The 19,976-nt window shown below is 60.0% G+C and carries 16 protein-coding genes and 4 pseudogenes; 10 read left to right on the forward strand and 10 right to left on the reverse strand.

Annotation, left to right across the window (positions count from 1 at the left end):
- The first annotated feature begins 223 nt into the window (after window positions 1–223).
- Together P3T16_RS15880 and P3T16_RS15885 are read left to right on the forward strand one after the other, a co-directional pair.
- Window positions 224–520 carry a CsbD family protein gene (locus tag P3T16_RS15880; RefSeq protein WP_154567733.1) on the forward strand — a complete coding sequence of 99 codons (297 nt, stop codon included), beginning with the start codon at window positions 224–226 and terminating at the stop codon, window positions 518–520.
- A 106-nt stretch (window positions 521–626) separates the two neighbouring features.
- Window positions 627–1,001, forward strand: a complete 375-nt coding sequence (locus P3T16_RS15885) for a phage holin family protein (RefSeq protein ID WP_171927251.1) — start codon at window positions 627–629, stop codon at window positions 999–1,001.
- A gap of 1,056 nt (window positions 1,002–2,057) precedes the next feature.
- Here P3T16_RS15885 and P3T16_RS15890 read toward each other — a convergent pair.
- A pseudogene (locus P3T16_RS15890) lies at window positions 2,058–3,742 on the reverse strand (RecQ family ATP-dependent DNA helicase).
- A 51-nt stretch (window positions 3,743–3,793) separates the two neighbouring features.
- Complete coding sequence (locus P3T16_RS15895) at window positions 3,794–4,330, reverse strand: hemerythrin domain-containing protein (RefSeq protein ID WP_429343021.1); 537 nt, start codon at window positions 4,328–4,330, stop codon at window positions 3,794–3,796.
- 318 nt (window positions 4,331–4,648) lie between these two features.
- Between P3T16_RS15895 and P3T16_RS15900 the strand changes: the two genes are divergently transcribed.
- Complete coding sequence (locus P3T16_RS15900; RefSeq protein WP_429342986.1) at window positions 4,649–5,584, forward strand: hypothetical protein; 936 nt, start codon at window positions 4,649–4,651, stop codon at window positions 5,582–5,584.
- Window positions 5,585–5,726: 142 nt separating this feature from the next.
- On the opposite strand, the gene P3T16_RS15905 is transcribed toward P3T16_RS15900, so the two are convergent.
- The 3 genes and pseudogenes from P3T16_RS15905 to P3T16_RS15915 all read right to left on the reverse strand — a co-directional run.
- Complete coding sequence (locus tag P3T16_RS15905) at window positions 5,727–6,098, reverse strand: response regulator (protein WP_429342987.1); 372 nt, start codon at window positions 6,096–6,098, stop codon at window positions 5,727–5,729.
- 511 nt (window positions 6,099–6,609) lie between these two features.
- Window positions 6,610–7,128 (reverse strand): phasin family protein, encoded by a 519-nt coding sequence (locus tag P3T16_RS15910; protein ID WP_429342988.1) that lies wholly within the window; start codon window positions 7,126–7,128, stop codon window positions 6,610–6,612.
- A gap of 153 nt (window positions 7,129–7,281) precedes the next feature.
- Window positions 7,282–7,698: pseudogene (locus tag P3T16_RS15915) on the reverse strand (manganese catalase family protein); the annotation flags it as partial.
- Window positions 7,699–8,413: 715 nt separating this feature from the next.
- Between P3T16_RS15915 and P3T16_RS15920 the strand changes: the two are divergent.
- Together P3T16_RS15920 and P3T16_RS15925 are read left to right on the forward strand one after the other, a co-directional pair.
- Window positions 8,414–8,821 (forward strand): response regulator, encoded by a 408-nt coding sequence (locus tag P3T16_RS15920; protein ID WP_429343022.1) that lies wholly within the window; start codon window positions 8,414–8,416, stop codon window positions 8,819–8,821.
- A 389-nt stretch (window positions 8,822–9,210) separates the two neighbouring features.
- Entirely contained in the window at window positions 9,211–9,684 is a 474-nt protein-coding gene (locus P3T16_RS15925) for a PRC-barrel domain-containing protein (protein ID WP_429342989.1), read from the forward strand.
- 384 nt (window positions 9,685–10,068) lie between these two features.
- On the opposite strand, the gene P3T16_RS15930 is transcribed toward P3T16_RS15925, so the two are convergent.
- From P3T16_RS15930 to P3T16_RS15950, 5 genes and pseudogenes are all read right to left on the reverse strand, one after another.
- Complete coding sequence (locus P3T16_RS15930) at window positions 10,069–10,344, reverse strand: GlsB/YeaQ/YmgE family stress response membrane protein (protein ID WP_097389047.1); 276 nt, start codon at window positions 10,342–10,344, stop codon at window positions 10,069–10,071.
- A gap of 29 nt (window positions 10,345–10,373) precedes the next feature.
- On the reverse strand, window positions 10,374–10,691 hold the full coding sequence (locus P3T16_RS15935; protein ID WP_429342990.1) for a DUF883 family protein: 318 nt from the start codon (window positions 10,689–10,691) through the stop codon (window positions 10,374–10,376).
- A gap of 526 nt (window positions 10,692–11,217) precedes the next feature.
- The gene (locus P3T16_RS15940) at window positions 11,218–13,119 is read right to left on the reverse strand and encodes an AI-2E family transporter (RefSeq protein ID WP_429342991.1); all 1,902 of its coding nucleotides are present in this window, start codon (window positions 13,117–13,119) and stop codon (window positions 11,218–11,220) included.
- Between the two features lie 143 nt (window positions 13,120–13,262).
- Window positions 13,263–13,795 (reverse strand): annotated as a pseudogene (locus P3T16_RS15945) (DUF4142 domain-containing protein); the annotation flags it as partial.
- Between the two features lie 105 nt (window positions 13,796–13,900).
- A pseudogene (locus P3T16_RS15950) lies at window positions 13,901–14,101 on the reverse strand (DJ-1/PfpI family protein); the annotation flags it as partial.
- Window positions 14,102–14,455: 354 nt separating this feature from the next.
- Here P3T16_RS15950 and P3T16_RS15955 point away from each other — a divergent pair.
- The 5 genes from P3T16_RS15955 (at window position 14,456) to P3T16_RS15975 (ending at window position 19,975) form a co-directional block, all read left to right on the forward strand.
- Window positions 14,456–15,481, forward strand: a complete 1,026-nt coding sequence (locus P3T16_RS15955) for an IS110 family transposase (protein WP_429342992.1) — start codon at window positions 14,456–14,458, stop codon at window positions 15,479–15,481.
- 473 nt (window positions 15,482–15,954) lie between these two features.
- On the forward strand, window positions 15,955–16,356 hold the full coding sequence (locus P3T16_RS15960) for a response regulator (RefSeq protein WP_429342993.1): 402 nt from the start codon (window positions 15,955–15,957) through the stop codon (window positions 16,354–16,356).
- The gene (locus P3T16_RS15965) at window positions 16,353–16,757 is read left to right on the forward strand and encodes a response regulator (protein ID WP_429342994.1); all 405 of its coding nucleotides are present in this window, start codon (window positions 16,353–16,355) and stop codon (window positions 16,755–16,757) included. The genes P3T16_RS15960 and P3T16_RS15965 overlap by 4 nt, the downstream gene beginning before the upstream one ends.
- Window positions 16,758–17,338: 581 nt before the next feature.
- Entirely contained in the window at window positions 17,339–17,554 is a 216-nt protein-coding gene (locus P3T16_RS15970; RefSeq protein ID WP_429342995.1) for a hypothetical protein, read from the forward strand.
- Between the two features lie 72 nt (window positions 17,555–17,626).
- Window positions 17,627–19,975: a PAS domain S-box protein gene (locus P3T16_RS15975; RefSeq protein ID WP_429342996.1), complete on the forward strand. Its 2,349-nt coding sequence runs from the start codon at window positions 17,627–17,629 to the stop codon at window positions 19,973–19,975.
- Window position 19,976: the final 1 nt, after the last annotated feature.

The raw sequence follows: 19,976 nt of genomic DNA on the forward strand, positions 1-19,976 counted from the left end.
TGCGTCAGACTAACGAAATGACACCGGCAGCTGGATACGGAGAGCGCCCGCCGTTCGTATTCGCGTGTCAACGAATTGTCGAGCTGGGCCCAACTCTTGCGCACCAGTTGGTACGCTATCCCGATGCCTATTCTTTGCCTTGCAGAGAGGCGCGGTTCGCGATTTTCACACACTGGCGTAATTTACCCGTGCGGCCCGGCCGCACTCACTCGAGGAGCAGACAATGGAAACGACGAAAGGAGAAGGAACGCTACGGGAAGTTGCTGGCGACGTACAGCAAGCCGCCGGGAACCTGCTGGACAATGCCGGTGCGCAGTTTAGCGGAACAGCGAAGGAACTGGGTGGCAAAGCGCAGCAACTCTATGCCGATTTTGCGGATGTCGTACGCGAGTCTACTGTGGAGCGGCCGCTCGCAGCGCTGGCGATTGCCGCCGGCGTGGGCTTTATCCTCGGAGCGCTACACGCAGCGAATCGCACGAGGCCCGATAACGTTCGGAGCGACTGGAGAGATCGGGAGTAAGGCTATTCGCGTCTTGCCCTCAACGAGACCGAAGAGGTGCAGACGACAAGCCCCTGGCGCGCCGCCACGGCGTTTCCGCAACCAGCCAGCCCCGAGGAGTGCCGCAATGTCCATCCGTTCGAAAGTCACCAGGTGGCGAAACGTCGGCAGATTCTGCGTCGAACGAGCCACTGATTATGGTGAGCTACTCGGTGTCGAACTTGAAGAGACCAGGAAATGTCTGGTCCGCGAGTTAAGCGCACTCGTTGCCCTGGCCGTCGCTGGCCTTTTCACTCTTTCGTTTGTGTGCATTGCGATCATCGCGACGGCTTGGAGGACGCCCTATTTTCTTCCCGTGGTATGGGGCGTCGCCGCGATGTGGCTGATCGTGTCATTTATCTCCCTGCTCCTCGTTCTCGCTCAGAAACCCGGCCGCTCGCTTCATGTTCTGCAAAGGGAGATCCGGAGCGACCTCGACACGTTGAAGGAAGCGCTCAAATGAGCCGCGCATCTACCGATCGGGAAGCCGAGACTGCCATACTGCTGCGCATGGCGGCATCACGCGCAGCATTGCTTGCGGCAAATTGCACGCCACCATCAGTCCCGGCCGTGCACGGGCGGACGCGGTCTCCCGCAGTTGACGTGATCGCTTCGCTTGCGGACGCACCGCGCGTCACGCTGCTGGTTGCACTGTGCGTCGGCGCAATCGTCCTCGGACCTCGGCGCACAATCGGAATTGCCAGCCGTTCGGGGATCACCGCGTTTCTAGGCGGAACTGTCCGGAAAGTGATTCTCAGATCTGTCTGACTTGCATCCTGGGACGGCGCGGTCAGGTCAGTTCAGACTCGCCAAACGTTCCCCCACCCCGACTCAACCGCGGCCCGGCTAGCCGTTAGCCCGTTGCAGAACTCGTCGCGCCGCAAATTCGCCTGGGACGCGCTCTCTTGCGGTCATGACAGGGGGTTACGACCGGGACTGCTGCGGCATGTCTTTTGAAATCGCCGTGCGTTTTGGTTACGGAGGCAGGACGCAATTGTTTATCGCCGGTACATTAAGGTGCAGGGCTCGCGCCATTTGAAACTGGCCGCCGCCGCTACGCGTCGGCGGCTGCCAGAACGACGTGCCGGCCCTCCGCGGAAGACTACGAACCGGTCGCCGTAAAGTGCCCTGGAGATGATCATGATGTACTCTGAAAATATCAGGTGAGAACCTTTATGCGCAACGAATATGCCCGCCGGCTTGCCCTTGGAGGGCAAGACTCCCAGAGGATCGTTTGCCCGGTGGTTCAGCAAATACCGACGAACATATGCACCCCGCGCATCGGGCACGCTCCTGCCTTCGTCGTTCGGGACGCTCCCGCTGCCCGGCAAGTCTCATCGCTTTCATCGTCTTCGCGATGCCGATGTGCCGTTTAGCCCCTTTGATGTTGTTCGTAGCCACGTAAATTTTCATTCAATGCTCACCGGGTTAAGAGAGAGCGTGCAGGAAAGCGAGTCGATTACAGGAGCACGACGTTGACGCTCGTCTTTGTCCGTACGTCAATCGCCACACACGCGAACTAGATCGCACGGCGGACCGCCTTCAGAAAATTCGACATAAAGGTCCGTGTTCTGCCGTCCGGAAATACGATCGCTACCTGCTCGCCGCTCGCCAACGCGACTTCTCCCGCCCCAAACCTCGGCACGCAGACCACGTCGCCGGGCGACCACGAGTGTGACTTCGGCGATCGGGTCGATGCGTTCGCGTTGAACGCTGTGTCGCCCACGGCGATCGACTGCTCCGCCGGTGCAATCTGCGGAGGACTCATGCAGTTGTCACATACGCCACAGTGCTGCATCGCCGGTGTATCGCCGTAGTACGGGAGGATAGCGCGCCAACGGCACTGGCCAGTCGGCGCGTAATCGATCATGTGTTGCAGCGTTTCCTTATCGTGGTCGCTCATCGCTTCGAATCGTGCGGCGGCTTTCGCCATCGCATCACGCGTGCTACCCTGCCCGCCATCGCGTGCCCGCAGACGATAGCGTCGCTGCCGGTCGCCGCCCGCGATACGGCCATTGAGCAGCATGCCGATCGCCACCTCCAGCTTGCCGCCGCCCACCTCCGGCAACGCGTCCTTGAGCTCCGCGACCGTGACACCTTCCGGCGCATCTTTGCAGCGTGCCGCGAGCATGTCGTAGACACGCTGCGCCAGTTCGACGCTCGGATACCTGCCGGCGAGAAAGAACTGCTGAACACGCCGGTCGTTCAGACCGAACAGCAGCACGCAATCGGCGGGTTGCCCGTCGCGGCCCGCTCGGCCAGTAGGCGTCGACGCTGCCAGGCATCTGGTAGTGGATGACAAAGCGGATGTCGGCTTTGTCGATACCCAAGCCAAACGCGTTGGTCGCGACCATCACCCGGGTCGTGCCCGACATGAATGCCTCCTGCGCGGCGTCGCCAGCTTCTGCGAGCCAGCCGTAAATCTCCTCTGCGTCGCGTATCGTCGCTGTGTAGATGATGCCGGCTCCGGCGTTCGACGCGATCACTCCGCGCAGCTGCTCGCGCTTGGCCTGTGTGGCGCGCGTAACGCCGTCTTGGCCGCCCCCTACGCTGAGCTGCACGACACGATAACGCAGGTTATCCCGCAACGTACCCGTGCGGACCACGCGCGGATCGCGCATCCGCAACAAACGCGTGATGTCGTCCAGCGCAGGCGGAGTCGCGGTCGCAGTCAGCGCAAGCACCGGCGGTTGGCCGAGCGCCTTGACGGCGCAGGCAATCTCAAGAAACGCCGGCCGGAAGTCGTGGCCCCATTGCGACACGCAATGCGTTTCGTCGACCACTACCAGACCCATGTTATGTCCTGCACCCGCCCGCAATACCTTCATGAATGCGGGGCCGCTCCAGCGTGACGAAGATGATGCCGCTCTTCCCGTCCAGAATGCGCTGCAACGCCTCCCGTTCATCGCGGCTGCGCAACGTGCTGTTGACCAACGTACACTCGATGTCCGCCGCCAGCAGTTTGTCCGCCTGATCCTTCATCAAGGCGATGAGTGGCGACACGACGAGCGTCGTACCGTCGAGATGTAATGCCGGTAATTCATAACAGAGGGATTTGCCGGCGCCGGTCGGCACCGTCGCAAGTGTGTCACGCCGCTCCAGCACGCTGCGAATGATGTCCTCCTGGCCGGCACGCAATCGGGCGATGCCGAACATGTCACGCTTCGTCTTGCGCACGCCGCGAAGCCGCTGCTTCAGCGTCATGAACTTTTTATCTCCGGTTGGCGTGCGCGATCTGCTATTGCGCTGCAGGACTCAGAGCATCTCAGTCTTGTCGCCTACCGATCCGCTGCCCACTGCATCGAGCTTGCTTTGCAACTCCGCCTTGCGTTTTGCCAGCTTTTCGCCGAGCGCGCGGAGATTGCATTTCGACTTGCGCAGTTCCGGGAAGAGCTCCTCCTCTTCTTCCTCGACATGATGGCCCACCATCTCGCTCATCACCTTGAAGGTCGCGTCGAAGCCCTTGTCGCAAGGTTTCAGCGTTTCAAACTTCGCGATCAGCGTCTTGACGAGGAAGTGCTCGATATACGCTTCGTCGACGTCGATCTTGTCGCTGTCGGCCAACGCCTCCTGTGCGGCCGGATAAAGCAGCTCCTCTTCGAGTATCGCGTGGATGGATAGCTCTTCGCAGGCGCGCTGCACAAGCGCCGACCTCGCGTCAAGGTCGTCGTCGGCGACCTTCCCGAACGCCTCGAACAGTTTTTCAACTGAACGATGCTCCGCTTCAAGAAAGGCTAGTGCATCGTGCGAGCCGGATCCGGTCTCGGTCTTGTCCTGTTTCGTCGCTTCCATACTGATCTCCTCGGTCATGCGGTTGGCTGCTACGGGTGAATGCTGCGGTAGAACGCTATGTCGAGCAAACCCCATGCCTACCACCTGACGGGCCAGTACGCAGAGTCGGGAAACGGAACGTGGAAATACGGACGCGACGACACCTGATCTGGCGTCAGTCACGCCCACGCCAAACGCGCATCACAGACGGCTGCCGGGCACAAGCGGCACAAAAAATGCGACATACGCAGGCGATTTGCCCCCTCACGGCGTCGCAGTGATGCCGAACGGGGCGGCATATCGACAATGGCGGTATCAACAAGGTCATGGAGGCTGTCAATGAACAACACAAGAGATCCAGCGGACTATACGCTGGCCACGAAAGATCCTGCGCAGCTAGTCCGTCAACACGAGGCCGCGGTCTCATGGGGAGCCGTGTTCGCCGGCGGCGTCGGTGCGGCCGCGTTCGCGCTCATCCTGCTGACGTTAGGCACCGGCCTCGGCCTAACGTCGATTTCCCCGTGGTCATCGGGCGCCTCGAATGCGAAAGCGTTCGGTGTCGCCGCTGTAGTATGGGTATGCGTCACCTCGATTCTCACGTCAGGATTAGGTGGCTATCTGGCGGGACGGTTACGCAGCCGCTGGCTGGCCGTCGACGCCGATGAAGTCCACTTCCGGGACACGGCGCATGGTTTCCTGAGCTGGGCCGTGGCGACGCTCGTTACCGCCGCCATACTGACATCGGCCGTGTCGGGCACCGTGCGGGCCGGCGCGCAGACCGCCGCGACAACCGCCGCGGCAGGCGGCTCCTTTACGATGGGGACGATGCAACGCGGCAATGCAGAGGCCGCGACGAATACGTGGCCGCTCGGCTACTTTGTCGATTCGCTGTTCCGGATGCCCGCCGGTTCGTCACTCGCGGCCCCCGCGACCGTAGCCGGCGGCAACGAGATGCCGCGTGCGGAAACGGCACGAATCTTCCTTAACAGCGCGGCAATGGGCGATCAACTGTCGCCGGAAGACACTGCCTATTTAGGCCAGCTTGTTGCGCAGCATACTGGCCTTACACAAGAAGCTGCAAAAGCTCGTGTGGTGACCACCTACACGCGCCTGTTGCAGAAAATCGCTGCCCTCGATGCTGCCGCTAAGGATGCCGCCGACAAGGCACGCAAAGTCACAATCGGCGCATCGTTGTGGTTATTCATCTCGCTGCTGATGGGCGCATTCTCTGCGAGTCTGATGGCAACTCATGGCGGCCGCGTACGCCAGCTCTGATTGAAACTTCAATTCATTTACCGAAGGAGGTGTTTATGCGCTCAATTCTTCTTTATATGCTCGGGGTACCCATTCCCATCATCATTCTAATCGCGCTGTTCTGGCATTAGGCGCCACCGTGCCGCCGATCGCGGGGCGTATCCTAGCGTTCGGCGACAGTGAACGACGAAAAGGTCGCAATTGGCGAGCCGCAGTTGAGCGCGTCGCGTCCCTTTTGACACCGCGTTACTGTCGAACAACCAGGTCTAGGCCGGGATGGGGTCGGCACCAGCTCCGAGGTGGACGGCACGAACTGAAAGCCATCGACCGATTCATGGCCGAGCAGCTTGAAGACCATGCCTTCGAGCTGGGTTAGCTCAGCAGGCTTGCGGCAGACGGCGTCGAAACCAACCTCCTTCATTTCCTGGATGTAGTCGGCGGTACCGAATGCAGTAAATGCCAGAAGAGGACTCTTTCCGGTCGTCCCGATTCCCCGGAGCGCCGCTGCGACGCCTAATCCGGATAGGCCGGGCATGGCGACATCCAGAACAATGCAATCAGGTGTCCATGCCTTCGCGTCCCTCGGGGCGTCCGACCTGTGGTAGACGAGTTCGCACCCTCATGCCGCCGACTTGCAGGTATGCGCTCAGAGCGCCGGCCGACGGGCACGAATCGTCCACGACAAGCGCGTGGACAGGCGCCCAGTTCTAGAGGCGCCTGTGCTGGCCTGCGGTCGGATCTTCCCGGCATTCCCTGTTTTCGAAGCTCGAGTTCATGGGTTTTCTCTCGCCATTGGCTCGTTGGCATAGGACCGCTACCAACTGTGAGCGCAACAACCGCTCACTCACACCGGCCGTTCCGTCGACTCGTCGCAGGCGAACAAGCTGTGCGGAGCGACATAACTGCTCCGCAGGCCGTGCGAGAGCGCATGGCGGCTAGCAATTCTTGCTCGACCGCCGTGCAACTCGACAGCTCGCGCCGTAGCGCGCTCCTAACCTCACGCGTCTACGCCGACGGAATGAAGCGATGCACGCCCGCCGGCCGATTCAATCCTTGTGCAAGTCGCCCCTTGCATCATCCGAAGAAACCAACTTACCCGAACTGTCCACGATTGCCACCCGCTCGGCGTCGCCAGTCGCCGGTTGCGCGATGACAAGCAGGCTCGACCCGCCGAGCCGCTCCAGAGCGGCGAATCCGACTGATGTGACGTCGAACATCTCCGCGAACGGCTGAAGCGAGCCTCCGAAGTGCTCCTCCATTACCCCGAAGAACCCGTCTCGTGTTTGAACCGCAATGTCCTCGACATGCCGCCAGTACGCGAAGGTCTTTTTAACGGAGGCCGGGAATTGCTGCGACTGGAGATCAATTACCTCACTGAGGGATCGGGCAGAAAGTGCCGCGTCGGCCAACGCCTGCTGCTCGGACAATGAGGTTTTCACAGTCTGGACATTCAATTCGACAATTTTCTCAATACCGGCAAAGACCTCCGTAGTGCAGTCGAAGGCTGCTTCGACGACAGCGTCCTGTTGACGTGGGGAAAGCTGGTTCATGGTATCAGGGTACATAAAGGCTCCGTTGTGGTGAGGCGCGCACAGCGCCGTGATACGGCATCTTGGGGACGACCTGTTCGCCCCCGCTCGCACTGCGCTGAGACCGAACAGGTTCCGCCGTCGCCGGTATTGAGGTGCCGGCGACCTTGATTTCTGCTGCTAACGCTTTTACTTCGATACGGCTGTATCCTGCCCGGCGCCCAGGTCGGCACCGGTGACCGGATTGGTTTCAGTTGCAAAAGCCGTTCGCGATGTCATCGCACTCAACATCTCGACTTCTTTTTCAGACACCCGAACATTTGCGAGGCCGTCGCCACCGTCGACTGACGGTTCCGGCATTTCGACAAACTCCCAGCCCGGTCCTTCATTCCACGGACCGCGCGGCGCGTCGTCTCCGTTGGACATGTTGTAGTAGACGTTGGTGAATTCTGGGACGCCCGGCAACTTGCCTTGCGGGAAGTTTGGCTGGATCGAGTGCAAAGCCTTCTCGAACGATTTCTGGTGTGCGATCTCGCGGGTCACCAGAAAGCCGAGAGCTTCCTTGAAGCCTGTATCATCGGTCACATTGATCAGCCGTTCGTAGACGCCTCCGACTTCGCATGCATCGTGCCTGGGGAACTGAATTGTTTGAGCGGATCCCTCCCGGTCCCGCTTAAGATCGGTCTACCTATGCGAGGCTTCGACGGCCAGCGGTTCGCATGCATGTGAGTCAAGACTTATCCACTTGCGCTGCGGAACGCACGAGTTACCCACAAAATCTGTTCACAAATCTGTGCATAACTCGTCCGAAGGTGTCCACCCGATAGACCAGCGTCACTGTCGGCATACCGGCTCAAGCCGGCGCCCGCGTAACTGCTAAGCCGCGGACGTTGTAGTATCGACCGGAAAGGCCGGCCTTTTGAATTCCTAGAGAAACTTTTCGTAGCCTGCTTGCACGCCGAGCGCGTCTGACCTTTGTCAGATAATTCCGTGTGCAAGCAGACAGATTCGCGGCAGATATCGGAGGAGCGAGCGACGCGCTGTATCGGACAGAAACGAAAGCAGTGCGGTGACGTTCACATCGCCAGCAGGCAGATTGAGACGGAAAAACGCTGGACACCGTTATCGGGCTTTGGCCTTGCGCAAGCTTGACGCAGGGCAACGCGCGATGAAGCGACACAACTCTGGAAAGTTGACAGGCATATTCGTTGCGGAAATCAGGTTGCCTCCGGACTACTTACATGTCTACTATCCTGCTCGTCGACGATGAAGTGGATTCGCTCTGACTGCTTCAGATTATCCTGGAGGGACGCGGTTACGCATACTCCTCGCGGAAGGCGGGGAGGCAGCCCTCGACAAGGCAGCGCGGTACCTTCCCGATTTGATAGTGACGGACTGGAACATGCCAGGTATGGACGGAATTGCCTTGTGCGAACGGCTGAAGTTTTATCCCGCACTTGCCCAGATTCCCGTGGTCACGGCGTCCGGTCGCGTCCCGCCAAAAGAAAAATCCACGCTGTGGAATGTTTTTCTTTCCAAGCCCGTCGACGTGGATGCCCTGGAATCCGCCATTGACTCGCTGTTGGCGAAGCGTTTGTCCAGTCCTCAAACCCGCGTGAATGTGCCCGCGCCGGCAGTTTCCCGGTGGCAACCAATATCCTCAAAACTTTGGGCGCAGTTAGCAGTATTCGCAGCTGTGACTGGCGGTGGAGTTCAGGAAAAACTTTAGTCGTCACCAAACCTCTCCGTTCTTTCCCCGCTCGGACAGGAATGGGAACAATGCAACGTTCTTCAGGCCTTGCCGCCGTTAACTCAGCATCCGAGTCTCCGTAAGCGAAAGTTGTCGCAATCGGTGCTATGCCTCGGCGATATTCGAGCGGAATGAGAGCATCCCGCTTACTGCGCGATATCCAAAACGGGGACTGCTTGTAAAAACTCCTGCCCTAAAGCTTGTCGCCAATTTTCATAACCGGACCGTCCGACCTTTGCGGCCTTCGAGCCCGTGCCTTGAGGGACGAGCTCGGGTTATCTTGAAAGCAAGGGAAGCAGGCCTGCGGCCGACGGCTCGGGAACACCGCTTGCGCACCACTGGAGTACCTTTTTCGAAGGAGGTGAATCATGGGCTCAATCAATCCGCAAGGTGGCACCCGACGCGGAGCTGACATCGTCGGCGGTGGTGTGGGTGAAGGACCGGGGCCGGACATCATGGCCGCAGCAACGCTCGATGGGGACAAGGTCATGTCCTCTGATGGCGAACACGTGGGGAAAATCTCAGACATCATGCTCGACGTCAGGAACGGACGCATCGCCTATGCAGTACTTTCTGAGGGAGGTTTCCTCGGAATGGGTTCTAACCTGCATGCCATTCCATGGAGCGCACTGACTCTCGATACGAACGAGAAGTGCTTCGTCGTCGACATCACGGCACAGCGCCTCAAGGACGACCCGGGTTTCGACAAGGACCACTGGCCGACGATGGCGGATGCGAAGTGGGGGGAGTCAACGTACAGCTACTACAATCGGCAGCCGTACTGGTTAGCGACCCATGAGGTGGTGGAAAGCGACCCTGCCATCAGGCCCAGCGAGCACTGAAAAACACAACGGGTAAGCCGCGCCACGCGAACGGCTAGTCTGTTGCTCTAGTCCCTACGTCACTGCGACGCACTGCGGTGGCGTAGGCGAGTGGCTCCAGCGACCAGACGCGCGCGAATAGCCGGTGAGCTCGCCACCCGGTACATTACTTCGGTCGGAAATCCTTTCGTCGAGCGTAGTCTCAGTCGATGGTTACCAACAGTTCTCCATTCCGTCGCGAATTCGATGCTTGCTGACTATCCCACGCAGGAAAGAAGCAAAGCCTTGGCGGATTGAGGTCAGCGTACCCTGACTGCGCAGCCGGGCGCGGAGCCAGAAGGTGAGGACCGGCGAAAAGGCATTCTCGAAATTGAAACGTAACGCGCCTCGGCTGAATTGAATGCTTTAAAGTGGCCGCGCCCGACCTCGGCTGAAAAGTCGCAGGACAGCGAGCAGGATAACCGCGCCAAGCAGCGCCGTAACAAGCGAGCCGACTATGCCGCTTCCCAAGTGCAGACCCAGCGCCCCGCCAAGCCAACCTCCTATGAAGGCTCCGACAATTCCCACGATGATGTCGACCACAATGCCGAAGCCGCCGCCGTCGACGATACGACCCGCCAATGCGCCAGCGATGCCTCCGATAATCAGCCAGAAAATAATTCCATGCGAAACCGGGTCCATGTTTTTTCTCCTATAGAGGTAAATCCGCGTTAGCGGCGAGCAAGCATTCCGATGATGAGTCCGCCGATGAGTGCCATCGTGACCGCTTTCCACGGAGCCTCATGAACGTAATCGTCGGTCGATTCAGAGACAACACGATACTTCGCCTTGACCACATCCTGTGCACCAGCAATCTTGTCCTTCAGGTCGGACAGCGTGCCGGCGCCGGTTGCTCGGTCTCCGTCGCTGCCGCTGGACTTCGCTGTAGAGCCGTTGCCCTGTTGAGATGACCCGGCGGAACTGGGTGGGTCGGACGCGACGGGCGAGGACCCGGCTGCCGGGGCGGTGGGTTGATGCGACTCGGTCATTTGAACCTCCATATTTTCGTTTGAATGGTCCAAGGGTTGAGCAAGTGGCGTGCCCCACAGAGAACTTGCACGCGAGTAGAGGTCGTCATCAGTGGCGCTCGCGGCGACTCGGCCTTGCGACGTTTCCGGGCGCATGCTTCGGACGACGGTCGAGATGCGCGCTATTCCCGCAGAAGGACTGCTATCAGCCCTGCTTGCCACAAGCCTCAGTGCACATGGCTCCAGCGACCAGGAGCCCGCGAAGGACGAGAAAGTTGGAATCGAACCGCCTCGCTCCATCGCAGCAGGGAAAAATCGTGGATGAAAAGTTGGAACATGAGGATGGGACAACGGCTGCGGTAACCCCGATACACCTTTGTGATTTGCAAGCGAGCCGCAAGGAGCCGCGAGCAAGGAGGTCGGAGTCGATGCTCAGAACGAAGTCATTCTCGAAAACGGCGTGGAATGACCTAATGTTATAGATCGGCGCACCTATCCCCGGACAGCATCCGCGCCCTGGTACGAACTGCATCGCCGAAAGCAGTCTTTACAATCGAGGCGTTTCCTCCGCTGACGCGGCCGTTTCTGAAATGGCATTGTTGCGCTCCCCCTGCCGCCGCGGCATTTGCCCAGCCTGTGCGCAGGTTCGCAGCATGTGTTGAAACGACGCAACGACGCGGATCGTGCGTCCCCGTACCACGACAGGTGGATCCCCGCTAACGGATTCGCTCTCCGCCGTCATACCCAGAATCACTTCACGGGGACCCCGCGCCTCGCTCAATCGCTGCAGCAGGTTGCGCAGATACGGTGGAGAATCGCCGGCGTCGAACGAAATCACGCAGACCAGTGGATAGGACGCAAGCCGCGCTTCATCAAGACGCCCTGCCGCAAACCGCTCATAGCTTGCCTGAGATGTCTCGAAACCGTGCTTGTTCAGCAGTTGCACCGCGATTGCAGTCAACAGATCGTCGAGCTTGCCGCGACCGCCGATACACAGTATGGAGACCCGCCGTGCCCGTTCATCGTCCGACGCGATCATCGTGACGTCGCCGACTTCCGTCGGTCCGGCGATGACCCTGTGCGTCGCCGAGCGCACCACCCTGATCTGGGCCACCGGCACTACGCCGCGCCGGACGTCGGCGTGTGCGATCCGCAGACCAGCCAGTACCGCGTCGTCGTAGTACGCAGCCAGCGAACACTCCTTCAACAGTGCCGTCGCCTGCTGCAATGCCTCCGTCGGATCGTTGGCCAGTAGTCTCTGATAAAGATTTTCGGCTGGCGTCAGGCCGGGGCGATCGCCGAACAGAACATCAAGGAATTCGAGCCGTTCGACATGGCGGCCGAGCGTCACCAGGCACAGCATCAGCGGCGTCGACAGCACCAATCCCACCGGCCCCCACAGCCAGCTCCAGAAAATCGCCGCTACGACCACCGCAAGGGGGGAGAGTCCGTTGCCGCGCCCGTATAGCCACGGCTCGATCAACTGACTCGAGATTCCCTCTGTCACTGCAAAGAGACCTGCCGTGCCGGCCGCCATCCACCACCCTGGATTGACTGCGACTGCCATGACCATCGCTATCAGCGCTGCGATCCACGCGCCGACGTAAGGCACGAATCGCAGGAGCGCCGTCACTACGCCGAACAGCAGCGCGCCAGGCATCCCGATGATCGCAAGGCCGATTGCGACGAAAACACCGACGCTCGCATTGATTGCCAGTTGCATCAGGAAATAGCGGCTCAGACGGGTAGCGGCTTCGCTGATCGCCGTCGACGTTCGATGCAGATCGCCGGAACCGAATAGCCGGATCATCCGGTCGCGCAACAGCTCGCGCTCCAGCAGTATGAAGATCGCGACCACCAGCACAATTCCCGTTGTTTCCAGCGGGCTAACCACCGGTGACAGATAGCGCTGCGCAAGTTCAATCGGCGACGGCGTAGGTTCGTGCACTTCGACGGGCATCGGCGTACCGCTGCTGGCTGAAACCGGGTTGTCCTTCCTGTGTGGGTCGCCAGGCGGCGGCGTGAAGCGCTTCAGTGCATTCGATACGCTCGCGAGCAGCGTGTCGGCGCGGCCGAGGGTATCTTCCTGCACGACACGGATCTTGTGCTCGACCGTCCACTGATACTGCGGCAGATCCGCCGCCAGTTGCGCAACCTGCGCGCCGATCAGCACGCCGACCGCCGACAGGGCGGAAAGCGCGCATAACACCGCGACGATCACCGACGGCAACTTGCCGAAACGCAAGCGCCTCAGCAGTCCGACGAACGGTGCAACGATGAAGCTGAGCAGCACCGCCAGCGTAATTGGAATCAGCACGCCTCGCCCGACGTAAAGCGCAGCGATTACAACCACGCCGCTGGCAAGCGAATTCAGCGCGCGAAGGCTCTGCACTGCGGGCGCCAGTTCCGGCTGGCCCGGCGATGGATGTGATAGTGAGCGGGGTTTCATAAACGGGTCGGCGCAACTCGCATAATTCGCATGCCGATGCGACGCAAACGCTGTTCCAGTCCGCTATGCAACACCACGCCTTCTCCGCCGTTCCGGTCGAGTGCTTCTGCGCGAGCCGAACGGATGCGGCAGGATCGCGCCCATGACGAACCCTTCATTGTATCGGCGCGTTGCTGCGCCATCGCGAGGTGATGTCTGATGGTCGGCACCGCATGCGTGGCCGCCGCCTTCAGTTGCGAGTCGGTGCCCTCCGGCCCTCCTGCTGGGACTGGTCGACCGCTCGTTGCTGCGTCTCCACCCCGATCTGCTCCACGTAGGCCTGATCAGATTCGCGGCCTTTGAGCGTCTGCAGCTTGCCCACAAGCGCGGAATCGGTGGATGGCGTAATGGTGAACGCTCTCTTCGCGACGAGAGCGGCCATGCCGTGCGAGAGCTTCGTATGGTCGACGATCATTTTCTGCACGAATTTCTTGACGTGCGAATCGCTCGAATTCCTGAGCGCAACTCTGCTTGCCGCGATCTCGGTGCCGTTGGACTGCGAGGCGTCCTGCACGAACTGCTGGTCCGTCGGCGACAGCTGCGTGGTGCTCGTTGGCGGGTCGCTCGCGGGAGCGTCGCTGGCCTGCGCATAGACCGCGCTGACCGACGCTGCGCCAAACCCAAGCGCAATCGTCATCACTGGGAATGCCGGAATTTCACCCATTTTCTCCCTGGTCAATCTATCCATCGAAGGGATAAGACGGCAGGGCGTAGCATTTCAAGACCGTTTCGGTGTGTCTTGTCAATGTCGCTTCTCGGCAGCCTTACGCTTCGACAATTGCGCAATCAGCGTTTTGCTAAAAACCGGAATATCGTCGGGCTTGCGACTGGTAATCAGATTGCCGTCCTCAACAACTTCCTGGTCAACCCACGTGCCACCTGCATTGCGGATATCGTCTTGCAGACTCGGCCAGCTTGTTACCGTACGCCCCTTGATGATCCCCTGCTATTCGGAAATTCCACCAAAGATCCCTGCACAATTCGGGCAGCCGGTTGCAGCGCCCAAGATATCCCTACGGGTGCGAGGTTTTGCATAAAACTGTTCCCGTTTTTTGGATAAATTTGTTCGTCGAGTGACCGCTTTTGTGACGATTTCTGGCATCACAACTTGTGCGTTGGCTGGCCGCACCTGGCCGACCGCGGTCTGACACGGTCGGCTCAGTACGTTAAGAATGGAATGAACGTCCCCCACTCGTCGGTGGGATGACGCAGGGAGTGAATCCGCACAGGCCGACGGTATTAGCGATGGCCCGTTGGGAGATGATGACGATTTCCCGCGGCAAACCGGAGATCCGAGATGAGCTATACGACGGTCGGCGTAGACATTGCGAAGAATGTGATGCAGATGCACTGGGTCGAACCAGGGACCGGTGAAGTCGTCAACAGGTCGATCAAGCGGGCAGCGTTCCTCGAACACTTCGCGAACCGCGCGCCGTGCTTGATCGGGATGGAGGCATGCGGCGGTTCACAGCACTGGGCGCGGCGGTTGATTGAAATGGGACACCAGGTGAAGCTGGTGCCAGCTAAATTCGCCAAGGCCTTCAACATCGGGAATAAGAATGATGCGGCGGACGCGCGTGCCATATGGATGGCCACGCAGATGCCCAGCAAGAGCGTTGCCGTAAAGACCGAGGCGCAGCAGGCGGTACTGGCGCTGCACCGGATGCGGCAACAGAAGCTCAAGTTCCGCACGATGCAGATCAACAGTCTGCGTGGTCTGCTGACCGAATACGGCGAAGTAATGGGCAAGAGCCGCGCCGCGCTAGACAAGGCGATCCCGCATGTGCTGGCCAGGCTTGCCGACCGGCTACCGGCCATGCTGATCGAATCACTGCGCGAGCAGTGGCACGATCTCGAGAACCTGGACCGGCAGATCGCCGACATCGAACGCCGTTTGCTGAACTGGATGAAAGAGAACAACGCCTGCAGGGCGATTGCAGAGATTCCGGGCGTTGGCTTGCTGACAGCGACCGCGGCGGTCGCGACAATGGGAGATGCAAAGTCGTTCAGATCAGGGCGTGAGTTCGCGGCATGGCTCGGGCTCGTTCCCGCCCAAACGGGCACGGGCGGAAAGGTTCAATTGTTGGGCATAAGCAAGCGCGGCGATACCTATCTGCGCACTCTATTGGTCCACGGGGCACGCAGTGTGCTGCACCACGCGAAGGAGCCGAGCGAATGGCTCAAACAAATCAGCCTCCGACGCCCGTCGAACGTTGTGGCCGTTGCACTGGCGAACAAGATGGCGCGAACAATCTGGGCGATCCTGGCACATGGTCGCGCGTATGAGCGCGCTTACGTGAGCGTCAAACCTCGCCTCGTCTGACCGCCTGATCCTTGAATTCAAGGAGGAACTTGATTTTATGGAGTGAAATCTCAAAGTTGCGCTGGCAATCGTAAGTGATGACAACACACGTCGGACCGGGACTCGCCAAACCTGGGAATAACCAAGAGCTTCGAGCTCGCGTTAAGAATGAGGTGCGAGTCAGCGGATTTCATAGGGGCCAGCAGCCAGTCAGGCTGTAGAAAAGGCCGGATATAGAGCTGCAACCATCCTGTCAGTCAGAACGAACGAAAAAACCGGTGCAATCTGGGGGACGTTCATATAGGTTGTTCGACGCCTGCCCTTGTCTGCTGCACTGTTCGGGCGTGTCTTGTCGCTGCGCTACGGGGCGGGCTTTCGTGCCGCACGCCGGGCGCGTTCGGCTGCCAGCGGCTTGAACGCATCGAGGAACCCCGGTCGGGAACGACAATTGCGACCTCGGTGTGGTGTGATCGCGCTTTCCTCGGGGAGAATCGATGGTGCCTCAACCGCAGCCGCAGCGAGGCGTGGCTCACGTCCTGGTCGCCGAGGATGACGTCCTTGTCCGCGTGGCCTTGGCCGAAGAACTGCGTGCGGTTGGCTTTGCCGTGATTGAGGCGAGCTGCGCCGATGATGCCCTGGCCTATATCCGCGCCGGAGGAAAGGTCGACCTTGTGTTTTCCGATATACAAATGCCCGGCGTGCTAGACGGTCGACAACTGGCCGAGTTGATTGCCAGAGACCATCCTGGCATTCCCGTCATTCTCACTTCCGGCGACATTCAGCTTGGCGCCGGCCTGCCGACGGGATTGTTCGTCGCGAAACCGTATCGCATCCCGCACACGGTGACGTTATTTTTTTCAGTGTTGGGCTTGCTACCACCGGAAGGGTCTTCGTGACTACACCTCATATCCTGATTATTGATGCAGACATACTCGTTCGCGCTCCGCTTGCGGAATATCTACGCGAATGCGGATACCTCGTCATGGAGGCAGTTGACAGCGTAGAGGCCCAGGCCCTACTCGCCGACAAGCCTTCAGCCATCGATATCGTGCTTGCGGACGTTGGGGGCGAGGAGCGCAGCGGATTCGCGCTGGCGAAGTGGATACGCGAGCGGTTCCCCGACATTCGGGTGATCCTGGCTGGAAGCGTTGCCGGGTCGGTCGGAAAAGCCGCAAGATTATGCGATGACGGTCCCGCACTATCAAAACCCTACGATCACGGGATCGTGCTGGAGCAAATTCAGCGTCTGCGAGCGGCCAGGAAAGGCACGCCCGCAGATGGTTCCGTCAACTCGTAATCCACTTTGTCATCGTCCGTCAGCCAGCCTGGACGGGCGTCCGAGCGTCCCGGCGGGTCGGGCCTCCACCTGCTACGTCCGGCGCTGGCCAGCTAACAAACGGCCGTTCGACGTTTGAAGGAAACTCGACTACGACACGCTCACCGGCAACGGCGCCGCGTGGGCCAAGGCGAAGTCGAGCAGCTATGCCGAGTCGTGTGTGAGCGAATTCGGCGCGTCGTCGCTGGATCTGCCGCAAATCGCTCACCAGGCGGCCACGGCGTAACCGGCGACGCACCAAGCGCATTGATACGCGATGCATGAATCGCCCGCACGCTGGTCAGCGCGCGGCGGTGACGGACAGTCAGCACCCGTGCCGCGCCGAAGCCGCACATTATCGAACTATCAAGCAACTGAAGGGTAGCGCGTTGCCATCTGGTTGGCTTCTGGGGCACGGCAAACGGACATTGCTTTCGGTGCGAGGACGGACTACCTATATCGGGTCGGTATATGCCGTTCGTATATCGACTTCGATCCGCGATTGATCGAGGTCCGTGTCGGACCGGCTCGGCCATAACGAGACATCTGCGGGAAACCGCCGAATGGCCGATTTCCTTTTCGTTGCAGCCCAGCTGACCATCGCAGGACAGGTGGACAACGCATCGTCAACGCTTTCTTCCCTTCGCCGCGATTCCCGAATTCGCTCGCTTGCGGAAGAGACCTTTGCGCTGAGCTTGCCGTCGGCTTGGCCGGAGCAAAAGAGCTTAATCGTCCGGCCGAGCCACGGACGAAAGGAACGCGCGGGCCGCCCATCCTGACTGCATCGAATGACGGGGTAATATGTTGGGCGGCCACGCAAAGCTCAAAGACAGTCAAATCGGGAGTCGAATATGCCGAACAAACGGCAACCAGGCGATACGATCCAGAACTGGACGGACAAGTGGGTGGCATCTGTCGCGGACTATTCAATTTGTGCGATTTCGGTGGAAGGCCGGATTCTGACCTGGAATCCAGGCGGCATAGCTATCCACGGATACCAGCCGGACGAGATCATCGGCCAGATGCTGGACATCCTTTACACAGAGGATGACCGCCAAAAAGCGGCGCCTGCGGTCGGCCTCGAAACCGCCCGACGGACAGGGCGCCACGACACCGAAGGCTGGCGAACCCGCAAGGACGGCACAACGTTTTGGGCCAGCGACGTGATTACCGCATTGCATACGGAGGGCGGGCAAGTTGCCGGTTATGTGAACATTGTGCGCGATGTCACGGAGAAAAAGGCCGCGCACGACGCAGTGCTGGAAAGCGAACGACGCTTCCGCGTGCTGGTGAACGGAGTAACTGACTATGCGATCTTCATGCTATCGCCGGAAGGCGTGGTCACAAACTGGAACTCCGGCGCACGGCGCATCAAAGGCTACGCTGCCGAAGAAATCATCGGTTCGCATTTTTCGCGCTTTTACACGCCGGAAGACGCTGCAACAGGACTGCCACAGCGCGGGCTGACCGCTGCCGCAAGGGACGGGCGATTTGAAGCGGAAGGATGGCGGGTCAGGAAAGATGGCAGCCGTTTCTGGGCGCACGTCGTGATCGACGCAATCCGCGAGGAGGATGGAACGCTTGCTGGATTTGCGAAGATCACCCGTGACATCACCGAGCGGATGGAAGCGAACCGGGCTCTCGAAGAGACCAGAACGGCATTGTTCCAGTCGCAGAAGATGGAGGCCATCGGTAAGCTGACAGGCGGCGTCGCGCACGATTTCAACAATGTATTGCAGGTATTGCGGGGTAACCTGGAACTGCTGGAAAACCGTCATGCCAGCGACGGATGGACCCGCGAGCGGCTCGACAAGGCGATCGACGCGGTAGAGCGAGGCGCCAAATTAGCATCCCAACTGCTCGCCTTTGGACGTCGGCAGCCCTTGCGACCGGTTGTGATCAACCTGGCGCCCGCGATACGGGGCATGGATGATCTGTTGCGGCGCGCGCTGGGCGAGACCATTGAGGTGGAGACGGTCGTCGCCGGTGGGTTATGGAACACGATCGTGGACATTCATCAGCTGGAGAACGTCATCCTCAATCTGGCAATCAACGCGCGCGATGCGATGCCGGATGGCGGAAAACTGACCATGGAACTGGCCAATGCGATGCTCGACGATCACTACATTGCCGGGCTGCCCGATGTGCCGGTAGGCCAGTATGTCATGCTCGCCGTCACCGACACTGGCACTGGCATGCCGCCGGACGTGCTCGAGCGCGCGTTCGACCCATTCTTCACGACGAAACCTGAAGGATCGGGAACCGGACTGGGTTTGAGCATGGCCTATGGTTTCGTCAAGCAGAGCGGCGGACATACCCGCATCTATAGCGAGATCGGGCATGGCACCACCGTCAAGATCTACCTGCCGCGGTCCACCGAAACGGCAGTCGAGCCTCCCGCGAGACCGAGTGTCAGATTGCTAGGCGGAACGGAGACCATCCTCGTAGTGGAAGATGACCTGAAGGTGCAATCGACCGTTGTCGATACGCTGTCCGGCCTTGGTTACAGCGTGCTGAAGGCAGACAGCGCAGAGCAGGCGTTGACCGTGATTCGAAGTGGCATCCATATTGACCTGCTTTTTACGGACGTCGTCATGCCGGGGTCCCCGCGCAGTCCCGACATGGCTGCCCAGGCGGTGCAGCTTCTACCGCGCCTGAAGGTGCTCTTTACTTCCGGCTATACGCAGAATGCGGTTATTCACGGTGGACGGCTGGACTCGGGCGTCGAGCTGTTGAGCAAGCCATACAGCCGGGAACAGCTCGCCTACAAGATCCGCCAGATACTGGGCGGCACCCACGCGACCCGTGAAAGCGAGGACGCGACGCTGTCAGCAGCAAACGCCGGCACGACAGGTCTGCGGATTCTTCTGGTCGACGACGATCCGGCGTTGCTGGAAGCTACGAGCGAACTGGTAAAAATGCTCGGACATGCTTCGGCTACAACTGGCTCGCCGGCAGAGGCGCTGCGCTGGCTTGAGGACGAGGGATTCGACGTCTTGCTCGCCGATCTCGCGATTCCTGGCATGTCGGGTATCGAACTCGCTGAAAGCGCGGTGCAGTTAAGGCCAGCCCTGCGCGTCATTTTCGCCTCGGGGAACGAGATGCCTGATGTTCCAGCGCTGCCGTTCCGCTGGAAGGCTTTGCGCAAGCCCTACACCCTGGAAGAGCTGGATAAAGTACTGGGCAGTCCCGAGCTTTAGA

This window comes from Paraburkholderia sp. GAS42 (genome assembly GCF_050436565.1).
Taxonomy (GTDB): Bacteria; Pseudomonadota; Gammaproteobacteria; order Burkholderiales; family Burkholderiaceae; genus Paraburkholderia.